The organism is Fusobacterium perfoetens (assembly GCF_021531475.1).
GTDB lineage: Bacteria > Fusobacteriota > Fusobacteriia > Fusobacteriales > Fusobacteriaceae > Fusobacterium_B.
Map to the genome: position 1 here is coordinate 1 of NZ_JADYTX010000050.1, position 10765 is coordinate 10765.

Annotated in this window: 10 protein-coding genes; 1 reads left to right on the forward strand and 9 read right to left on the reverse strand. The window is 28.7% G+C overall.

The genetic code is table 11. From position 1 onward, the window contains the following. Window positions 1-103: 103 nt before the first annotated feature. The 9 genes from I6E15_RS09350 to pnp all read right to left on the reverse strand — a co-directional run bounded on the left by I6E15_RS09350 (window position 104) and on the right by pnp (window position 9527). Window positions 104-1417, reverse strand: coding sequence for an esterase-like activity of phytase family protein (locus I6E15_RS09350; RefSeq protein WP_235247520.1), 1314 nt, complete (start codon window positions 1415-1417; stop codon window positions 104-106). A gap of 115 nt (window positions 1418-1532) precedes the next feature. Next, on the reverse strand, window positions 1533-2123 hold the full coding sequence (locus I6E15_RS09355) for a PBECR4 domain-containing protein (protein ID WP_235247521.1): 591 nt from the start codon (window positions 2121-2123) through the stop codon (window positions 1533-1535). Between the two features lie 378 nt (window positions 2124-2501). Continuing rightward, entirely contained in the window at window positions 2502-3869 is a 1368-nt protein-coding gene (rlmD, locus tag I6E15_RS09360) for a 23S rRNA (uracil(1939)-C(5))-methyltransferase RlmD (protein ID WP_235247522.1), read from the reverse strand. Further along, window positions 3869-4153, reverse strand: a complete 285-nt coding sequence (locus I6E15_RS09365) for a hypothetical protein (protein ID WP_235247523.1) — start codon at window positions 4151-4153, stop codon at window positions 3869-3871. Before I6E15_RS09365 ends, rlmD begins: the two co-directional genes overlap by 1 nt. Before the next feature lie 13 nt (window positions 4154-4166). Continuing rightward, a complete protein-coding gene (gene rsmH, locus I6E15_RS09370) occupies window positions 4167-5114 on the reverse strand; it encodes a 16S rRNA (cytosine(1402)-N(4))-methyltransferase RsmH (RefSeq protein WP_177160690.1) in 948 nt (315 codons plus the stop codon). A 100-nt stretch (window positions 5115-5214) separates the two neighbouring features. Then, entirely contained in the window at window positions 5215-5475 is a 261-nt protein-coding gene (locus I6E15_RS09375; protein ID WP_235247524.1) for a YggT family protein, read from the reverse strand. A gap of 12 nt (window positions 5476-5487) precedes the next feature. Continuing rightward, window positions 5488-6036 (reverse strand): CDP-diacylglycerol--glycerol-3-phosphate 3-phosphatidyltransferase, encoded by a 549-nt coding sequence (gene pgsA, locus I6E15_RS09380; protein ID WP_177160689.1) that lies wholly within the window; start codon window positions 6034-6036, stop codon window positions 5488-5490. 13 nt (window positions 6037-6049) lie between these two features. Then, window positions 6050-7384, reverse strand: coding sequence for a 30S ribosomal protein S12 methylthiotransferase RimO (rimO, locus tag I6E15_RS09385; RefSeq protein WP_235247525.1), 1335 nt, complete (start codon window positions 7382-7384; stop codon window positions 6050-6052). A gap of 19 nt (window positions 7385-7403) precedes the next feature. Continuing rightward, on the reverse strand, window positions 7404-9527 hold the full coding sequence (gene pnp / locus I6E15_RS09390) for a polyribonucleotide nucleotidyltransferase (protein WP_235247526.1): 2124 nt from the start codon (window positions 9525-9527) through the stop codon (window positions 7404-7406). Between the two features lie 344 nt (window positions 9528-9871). On the opposite strand from pnp, the gene I6E15_RS09395 reads away from it, so the two are divergent. Beyond that, window positions 9872-10378 carry a GNAT family N-acetyltransferase gene (locus tag I6E15_RS09395; protein ID WP_235247527.1) on the forward strand — a complete coding sequence of 169 codons (507 nt, stop codon included), beginning with the start codon at window positions 9872-9874 and terminating at the stop codon, window positions 10376-10378. Window positions 10379-10765 lie beyond the last annotated feature (387 nt).

Genomic DNA, 10765 nt, shown 5'->3' on the forward strand with positions numbered 1-10765 from the left:
CTTTTAATTTTTATAAACTTTCTAATTATCTATTTTTCAAATAAAAAAGTTGCAAGAAAAAATCTCACAACCTTTTATCAAATTATTTTTTAGTTTAAAAATATTATTTTAATTTACTATCCAATCTGAATAACCAAATTTGACTTTCTCTTTCAGACTCACTATTTTGTTCCATTCCTATTTTTATTTTTTTAACAGCTTTACCTTTGTATAAAAATTCTTTCTTATCTCCATCGTAAACATAGTCATCTATCTCTGAATTTTTATTTTCTGAGTCTTCGATTTTTGTTTGAAGTCCAAAATCATTATCATTTACAACTACTATTGTTTTTCCATCTGGTAAAATAGTAAGTCCCTCTGCTTTTTCTATATCCCAACCATATTTTCTTAAGTCAATTAAAAGTTCTTTTTTTACTGGTTTTAAATCTTTTAATTTTCCATATTCAAGATCTCCATTATTTTCTATTTCATCTGCACCATTTATATCTACCATATAGATTAAATTTTGCATCTCTCCATTTTGTTTACCTTGTTCTATTATTAAAAATTTTCCATCCCCCACTGAACAGATATCACCTATCTTAGCATTTCCAAAATTCTTATAATTTTTATCTACCGGATAAGCATACATTATTGTTTTCTTTGTTTGAGGATTAAATCTAACTATTCTTGTATAAGCTGCACTTTTCTTTGTCTCTCCATTTATATCCATTGGACTTTGCACTGTTGCATATACATCTCCATTTTCATCTATTGTTAATCCTTCAAATCCTCTGTTTGGAACTCTATATTTTAATATTTCTGGTAATCCCTCTTTTGGACCATATTTTTCAATTATTCTTCCATCTTTAGTTGCTTTTACTATAAATGGCCCATACTCATCACATAACCAAAAGTTTCCATCTTTGTCTACTGCTATTCCCTCTGTATCAAGTCCATCAAAATCATTACTTAATTTATTCATATCAAAATTTAAAGCAACTTCTCCTGTTGAACCTACTATTCCTTCTGGAATAACTCTTCCAGATATTTTTTCATTTCTATAATTTTTTAAAGGGATACTTTCAACTACTTGAGATTTATCCTTGGTTACTTTTATTACTCCTATACTTGGAGTAAAATCAGGAACTGGAAAGAATTTTCCCGGAAATTTTTTCCCATTTTCAACATATTTAGGAGCATCTGCATTAGGTCCTCTGTCTGTTACAGCATAAAATTCAAGATTTCCATTTTTATCTAGTCCTTTAAAAGTTAAGGCTGAACCATAACCGGGATTTATACCTGTAAGAAATTCTATCTCTTTTCCATCATAACTTATTCTATAATCTCCTGAATTTACAATATGTTTTTCTACTTTCACTACATCTGCATAAAGCATTGAACTTACTATCAAACTTAAAAAAATTATTTTTTTCATACCTTCTCACCTCTTGGATTAAATGATATAACTTTGAAGTAAATTTCATATTTATTTAAAGTAAAGAAAAGGTAAAAAAATTGTAAAAAAGCTAGACGAACTAGCTTTTGATTAATTATTTTCTTGTTATATTGATTTCTTTTACTTTTATTTCTTTTAACTTCATTTTAGAAAATCTATCATTTCTATCTACGAGTAACGACACTGGAACACATATTTTTTTATTTTCAGAGATTTCTTTTACTGCCAAATACACAAGAATGGAAACTTTATCTGTTCTAAGGAGAAAAGAAAACTCTATTTTACTATTCCATATAACATTTAGGTCATATTTTAAAGCTATGTCTACGTTTTCAAGTAATGTTTTGAGAATAGGAAAATATGTTATTCTATCTTTTAGCTCTCTATTTTTATCAAAAAAATCTGTATTGGCTGAATATAAATTGTAAAACGTTATATTTTCTTTTTGAATATCGTTATTTATTTCTTCAGAATTTTTATATCTTTTAATTCTTTTAAATTTATGTAAACCAATCAAATGGCTAAAGTTTCTTTCTCTAAAATCTATTATTATCTCTGTATCATCTTCTAAAATATATTTAAAATTAAAATCACATATCTCTTTTTTATAAAATTCTAAAAATTCTTTTAAGTTAATTTTTGAAAAAGGAATTTTCTTTGTTATCCCTTTAAAATTAATAGACATTATTTTTATTTTCTCCATTCTTTAGTTATAAAAAAAGTCCTGAACTTCTTATCAAAGCAGGACTTTTTTATCATTACAGTGGGTGTCTTTCCGTTGTTTTCCCTCAACGCTAAGCGTAGTATCTGAAAGCCCCTACGTGGGTCACGACCCTGTAATCTGGTGGCTTGTCATTCGCCTTATACTCCAATGACCGAGATTTATAACTGTTTTATTAATTATATTATATAGTTTTTTCTAGAAAAAGTAAAGTAATATTTTATTCTTTTAACTTTCTAATTGTTATCATAAAATAAAAATTTTACTTTCCTACATTCAATTTTATGTCGGAAAAATGGCGTAAAATACACTAAAAATCGTGACTTTACAAAATGTAACTCCTTATTTTTTCAAAGAAAACTTCCCAACTACTTCTATATGTGAAGTTTGTGGGAACATATCTACAGGTTGAATTTTTTCTAAACTATATCCCTCTTCTGTAAGTATTTTTGTATCTCTAGCAAAAGTAGATGGATTACAAGATATATAAACAATCTCCTCTATCTTATGTTTTGTAAGACCTCTAAGAGTTACTTCTTCTATTCCTTTTCTTGGTGGGTCAAATATTATAGAATCCACTTTATTTCCCATATCCATCAATTTTTTTATCTCTTTATTAACGTCACCGATTATAAAATCTATATTTTCAATTCCATTTTCTTTAGCTGTTTTTATTCCATCTTCAACAGCAGATTTTACAATCTCAATAGAATATATTTTTTGAGCTTTCTTAGATAAAATCATTCCAATAGTTCCGGTTCCAGAAAAAGCATCTATTATATATTTATCCTCAATATTATCAAAATAACTTATTCCTAGATTATATAATCTCTTAGTTTGTTCTAAATTTATTTGGAAGAATGAATTTGGAGAGATATTAAATTTTATTCCCTCAATCTCTTCAAAAATAGTTTTCTCTCCAAAAAGATGAACCATTATTTTTCCAAGAGCAAAGTTTGTTTTTTCTGTATTTAAAGAAATATAAACAGATTTTATCTCCTCCATTTGATTATAAAGTTCTGATAAAAATTTTTCAACTTCCTTAGATACTTTTTTTAGATTTACAACAAGAACTACCATCGCCTCATTTTTAGAGTTTGTTCTTGTCATTATATGTCTTAAAATTCCTCTATGTTTAATCTCATCATAGACAGATAGATTTTTATCTCTATTTAAAATCTCTTTTGCTTTATTTATAACTTTATTGCTAAGTTTTGAGCTTAACATATTTTCTTTTACTTGGAAAACGTCGTGACTTCTTTTACCAAACATTCCTGTTATTATCTCTCTCTCTTTTCCATAAGCAAAAGGCTCTATCACTTTATTTCTATAATTATATATCTCTTGAGAACCTAAAGTTGGTGGAACAACTAAATCTTTTACTCCGCCTATCTTCTCCATAACATCAGCCACAAGCTGTTGTTTATATTTTAGTTGCGATTCATAGCTAAGCATTCCAAAATCACAACCGTGAAAATCTTCAAAAGATACACGACCATCATCTATTCTCTCAGCTCCAGCACTTAAAAGTTTTGTTATAAGTCCTCTAGCATAATTTTTTTTCTTTGATATTATCTCTACCTCTACTTTATCTCCAGGAACAGACATAGGTACAAAAACTGCAAAGTCATTGAAATATCCCATTCCCTCTCCACCGTAGACTATTTTCTCTATATCTAATTCTATTTTTTCTCCTACTGATACAGGCATTACTCCTCCATTTCACTTTCTTCTTCTGTAGAAAAATAATTGACATCTGTTGTTATTTCCATCTGTTTTTTCTTAGCCATCTCTTGCTCAAAAGCTTTCAAATCAACTTTCTGTTCGTAATTCATTTTCACCATAGAAAGTTTTTTCTCCAAATCTTCCACATATCTTTTTTCTACATATATTTCTCTTTCGATTATAGAAATTTTTATTAATAATTTATTATGGAAAATTAATATCCCACACATTAAAATCCCTATAAATATTATTGTCAAAATCTTTCTCATCTCTTACTCCATCTTAAATTTTTTCAACTATTCTTAATTTTGCAGAGTGGGCTCTGTTGTTATACTCAAGCTCATTTTCTCCTGCACAGATTGGTTTTTTAGTTAAAACTTTCACTTGAGGTTTTTTTCCACATATACAAACTGGTAATTCTGGTGGACAAGTACAACCTTTTTCTAATTCTTTAAATTTATTTTTAACTATTCTATCTTCTAAAGAGTGGAAAGTGATTATTGCAAGTCTTCCACCTTTTTTTAGACATTTTACAGCTTTTTCAATAGCGATTTCTAAAACTTCAAGCTCTTTATTAACTTCTATTCTAATAGCTTGGAAAGTCTTTTTAGCAGGGTGTTTTTGAGTTTTTCCAGTATAAGCTCTTCTTATTATTTCTACAAGCTCTCCTGTTGTTTCGATTTTCTTTTTATCTCTCTCTTCACAGATAAATCTTGCAATCTTTCTTGCAAATCTCTCTTCTCCATATTCATAGATTATTTTAGAAAGTTTTTCTTCTGGGTACTCATTTACAACTTCATAAGCTGACAAAGGACTGCTTTTATCCATTCTCATATCAAGTCTTGTATCAAATCTATATGAGAAACCTCTTGTTTCATCATCAAGTTGAGTTGAGGAAACTCCAATGTCCATTAATATTCCGTCAACTTGGTATTTTCCAGCCATATAAAGAACTGAATCAAGATTTTGGAAGTTATCTTTGTAAACTTTCCATCTACTTTTGTAAGGCTCTAATCTTTTTGATGCAAATTTTATAGCTTGCTCGTCTTGGTCTATTGAGATCAACATTCCCTTATCAGAGATATTTTTTAAAATTCCCTCAGAATGACCTCCTCCTCCTAAAGTACAATCTAAATAAACTCCATTTTTATCTGTTATAAGATTTTCTATTGTTTCATAATATAGAACTGGTATATGATATTCACTAAAAGTATTTTTTATATCCTCCATTATTTTTCCTTTCATAAATTTTAACTTTTTATCTCTTTATTATATCACAGAAAAAAAAATAGAGAAGATTATCCTCTATTTTTTTATTTTTTCTATATTTTTAGAAAAGTAGCATAATAGCTAATCTTCTTATTAAATTCAAAGCGAAATAAGCAAGAATAGGTGAAATATCTAATCTGCTGTACCCAATAGGTAAAATCATTCTAAAAGGTTTTAACATAGGCTCTGTTATAGCATAAACAACATCTGTAAAATCATTTCTTGTTGTTGGAGCTAACCAAGAAAGGATAACTCTTATGAAAAGTACCACCTGAAGAACGTATACAGCCATATCAACTATTCTAAATAACATATGTCCCATTTTTTCTCCTTTTTAGTTTTCTTCTAAGAAATAATGTTTTGTTATATTTATATATTCTATTCCAGACCAAATAGTTAAAACAACAGGTATCATCATTAAATATGAATTTATATTCATAATTGTTGGATATTCTTTTCCAAATAATATAAGTATCATAATAACAATCATTTGAGAAGTTGTTTTGTATTTACCTAGTTTATTGGCTGCTATAACTTCTCCTTTTGCTGCTACAACTATTCTAATTCCACTTATCAAAAATTCTCTAAATATAACAACTATTGACATCCAAGACGGAATATATCTTAAATAAACCATAACAACTAGTGCTGATATAACCAAAACTTTATCAGCCAACGGATCCATTACCTTTCCAAAATCAGTTATAAGATTATGTTTCCTTGCAAGATATCCATCAAAGAAATCTGTGATTGATGCCACGGCAAATAAAGCTAAAGCTATTATTCTATAAGGCCAACCTCCATCTACTGAATTTTCTAAGAAATAAATAAATGGCACTGCCAGTACTAATCTTGTTATTGTTAACTTATTAGGTAAATTCATTTTCGTCCCCCTGTTATTCCTCTTCTATTATAGGTCCAATAAAATCATATTGGAAGTTTTGTTCTAGTTTTACTTTCACGATATCCCCAACATTTGCAGTTCCATCGCTTGTTAATACCTTTCCATCTATCTCCAAAGCTTGAGATCTCATTCTACCTTCTAACATATATTCACTCTCTGTTGAAACTCCGTCAATGATAACATCTACTGTTTCACCAATAAATCTTTCATTTTTTCTTTCAACAATCTCTCCCTGAATGTTTAGAAGTTCGCTCCATCTCTTTTCTTTTATCTCTTCAGGAATTTGATTTGGTAAATCATATGCTACTGTGTCTTCTTCTCTTGAATATTTGAAAACTCCTACATAATCAAACTCAAATTCTTTTATAAATTCTTTTAACTCTTCAAAGTTTTCTTCTGTTTCTCCAGGGAAACCAACTATTACAGTGGTTCTTATTGTAGCATCTGGTATTCTTCCTCTGATTCTTCCAAGAATACTTCTTATATAATCTCCTGATTTTGCCCTTCCCATATTTTGTAAAATATTATCAGATATATGTTGGATAGGTACATCAAAATAATTACAAATTTTTGGTTCATCTTTTATGACTTCAATAAGTTCATCTGATATTGAATTTGGATACATATAATAAAGTCTTATCCATTCTATTCCTTCTACTTTTACAAGTTCTTTCAGAAGTTCTGGCAACATTCTCTTTCCATATATATCTTTTCCATATTCAGTTATTTCTTGAGCTAAAAGATTAAGTTCTATAACTCCATCGCTAGCTAATATTTTAGCCTCTTCAACTAGATCTTCAATAGTTCTACTTCTTAACTCTCCTCTAAGTGATGGAATTATACAATAAGTACATTTTTTATCGCACCCTTCAGAGATTTTTAAGTATGCACTATGAGGATAGTTTGTAAGCATTCTTGGAGTTTTTGAAGTAGGTAGGAAGTCTAAACTTCCCACCTTTATCTCTTTATTTCCATTTTGGATAGAATCTACTACTTCTCCTATTTTATCAACGTCCCCTGTTCCTACAACAGCATCTATCTCTGGTATCTCTTTTATAAGTTCATCTTTATATCTTTCAGATAGACAACCACAAACTACTAATTTTTTTAGATTTCCATCTTTTTTATAGTCTGCCATCTCTAAAATAGTTTGAATAGATTCCTCTTTAGCATCATTTATAAATGCACAAGTATTTACTATTACTACATCAGCTTCTTCTAAGTCCTCTACTAGTTCAAGTTGTTTTTCTTTTACTAGTATTCCTAACATATTTTCGCTGTCAACAGTATTTTTACTACAACCAAGACTTATTAATCCTAATTTCATTAATTTCTTAACTCCTTAACTATTTAGTTAAATCTAATAAAACTTTTTTTCTACTTAAACTAATTTTTCCACCTTCATTAGATATAACTTTTACATCAAAGACATCTCCCTCTTTTAATACATCTTCAACATTAGCTACTCTTTCAGTAGAAATTTCTGATACATGTAGAAGTCCTTCTTTTCCAGGAAGTATTTCCATAAATGCACCAAATTTAGCTATTTTTACAACTTTTCCTCTGTAAACTTCTCCTACTTCAACATCTTTTACATGGTAGTTGATTAATTTTACTGTATGTTCTAAAGCATCTAAGTCAGCACAGAAGATTGATACTTTTCCATCATCTTCAATGTCAACTAAAGCTCCTGTTTCATCAATTATTTTTTTGATATTTTTTCCACCAGGTCCGATTAAAGCTCCGATTTTATCTACATCTATTTGCATTTTATAAATTCTTGGAGCGTTTGGAGCAAGTTCTTCTCTTGGAGTAGGAATTGCTGCGTTCATAACTCCTAAAATTTCTATTCTAGCTTTGTGAGCTTGGTTTAAAGCTATTCTCATTATCTCTTCAGTGATTCCAGTTATTTTAATATCCATTTGAAGAGCTGTAATTCCTGATTTTGTTCCAGCAACTTTAAAGTCCATATCTCCTAAGTGGTCTTCAAGTCCCATTATATCTGTAAGAACTGTAAATTCTTCTCCCTCTTTAACAAGTCCCATTGCAATTCCAGCAACGTGTTCTTTGATAGGTACTCCAGCGTCCATAAGTGCTAAAGATCCTCCACAGATTGATGCTTGAGAAGATGATCCGTTTGATTCAGTGATATCTGATACAACTCTTACTGTGTAAGGGAATACATCTTCAGATGGGATTACATATGATAAAGCTCTTTCAGCAAGTGATCCATGTCCTAACTCTCTTCTTCCAGGAGCTCCGTTTCTTCCGATTTCTCCTACTGAATAAGCTGGGAAATTGTAGTGAAGATAGAATCTTTTGTAAAATTCTTCATCTAATGTATCGATTAATTGTTCATTTGCTTTTGATCCAAGAGTTACAGTAACAAGAGCTTGAGTTTCTCCTCTTGTGAACATAGCTGAACCATGAGGCATTGGTAAAGTTCCAACTTCAGCATATAGAGGTCTTATTTCGTCAGTTTTTCTTCCATCAACTCTGTGTTTATGATAAAGTATAGCTTCCCTAACTAATTTTTTCATAAGTCCATCATAGTAAGTATCAAATTCTGTCATTACATCTTCTGGTAATTCTTCTTCTGGAACTTCTGGATAATTTTCATTTACGAAAGCTTGAGTTAATTCTTCTTTTAAAGCGTCTACTGCATCTTGTCTAGCTTGTTTTCCTGTTGTTAATACAGCTTGTTTTAATCTTTCTTCTCCATTTGTGTCGATAAAGTTTTTAACAACTGGGTTTGGTTCTTCTTTTGTAAATTCTATTTTTTCTTTTCCAATTAATTTTGTAAATTCTTCTTGGAATTCACAGATTTTTTTAATATTTTCATGTCCGAACATTATAGCTTTTAACATAGTTTCTTCGTCCATTTCTCTAGCACCAGCTTCAACCATATTAACAGCTTCTTTTGTTCCAGCAACTTTTAAGTTTAAATCACTTTCTTCAAGTTCTGCTGGAGTAGGGTTTAATATAAATTCTCCATCTTTATTTCTTCCAACGATTACTGATGCAACTGGTCCTAAGAAAGGAATATCAGATATCATTAAAGCTGCTGATGATCCGATTGCACATAAATAATCTGGTGTGTTTTCTCCATCATATGAGAATATTGTATCTACAATTTGTACCTCATAATTGAACCCATCTGGGAACATTGGTCTTATAGGTCTATCTGTTAATCTTGATATTAAAGTTGCGTCAACAGATGGTCTTGATTCTCTTTTGTTAAATCCTCCAGGGAATTTTCCAGCAGCGTAAAATTTTTCAATATAGTCTACTGTTAATGGGAAAAAGTCTGAACCTGCTCTTCCTTCTTTACTTCTGTTTACAGTACAAAGCATTACTGTATCTCCATATTGAATCATTACTGCTCCGTTTGATTGTCTAGCAAATTTTCCTGTTGAAAGAGATAGTGTTCTTCCACCAATTTCTAATTCTAATTTTGTTTCGTTAAACATTAATTTCCTCCTATTTCTTAAATTTTATTCACCTTTGTATTTTTAAGAAGAAACTAGTATATCTTTGTAAATAATAAGGGAACGAAAATAAAATTTTTATCTTCCTTCTCTTACTACTTACTTTAAACTCTCTTCTTACAGGCAAATATTATCATATTAGTATACCATTTTTATATAAAAAAATCAAAGGTTTAATTCAAAAATTTAATATTAATTTTTTTATAATAATAAATCTATATCTTTTATCGAAAATACTTACATTAAAAGTATGACAATATCACAATTGATTTTTTAAATTTTTTATGTTATCATCAATAAAGTAAAAAAATTATAGGAGAAAATCGATGAAAATAGAACTATCTACTAGAGAAAACTTAAAAGATATTTTGAATATCATAAATCAAGCTAAACTATATATGAAAGAAAATGGAATTAATCAGTGGAATGAGGATTATCCTAAAATTGAATCACTAGAAAATGATATTCTAAATAAAAATAGCTATGTTGTAAAAGATGGAGAAAAAGTTATTGGAACTTTTGTTTTAATTTTTGGAGATGAAAAAAGTTATCAAAAGATAGAAGGTAGTTGGAAAACTGATTTACCTTATGGAACACTTCACAGAGTGGCTGTTGATAATTCATATAAAGGAAAAGGTGTGGCTAGTTTTATTTTAGATTTTGCAGAAGCTATGGCTAAAGAAAAAAATATCTTTTCTCTTAGAATTGATACCCATAAAGATAACATTTCTATGAGAAGATTTATTGAAAAATCAAACTTTGATTTCTGTGGTATTATCTATGTAGAAGACGGCACTCCAAGAGTTGCCTTTGAAAAAATATTAAAAATCTAATAATGTTTCTTTATTTAATTAATATGCATCTCTATAATTCAATTGAATAAAATAATTGACTTTGGATTAATAAAACTAAAATTGAATTTTTCATAGAGATGCATTTAATAAATTCTAAATCTACTATCGAATTTGATAATTAACACCTATTTAATTATCAAATTCTTTTTTGATTTGTCAAATATTTTTACTATTCTTCTAAAAAATCATTAATATTAAATTTTTTTCATAAAGTTATTCTATTCATATTTTTTTAATAATCTATTATTCTTTCTATCATAAACAAAAATTTTCTTTCCTTTTTTCTGAATTATTTTAAATTTTTCTAATTTTCCTTTTATTTTTTTCATGTTAACTTTTCTAATATGTTTAATATTCTTATTATAT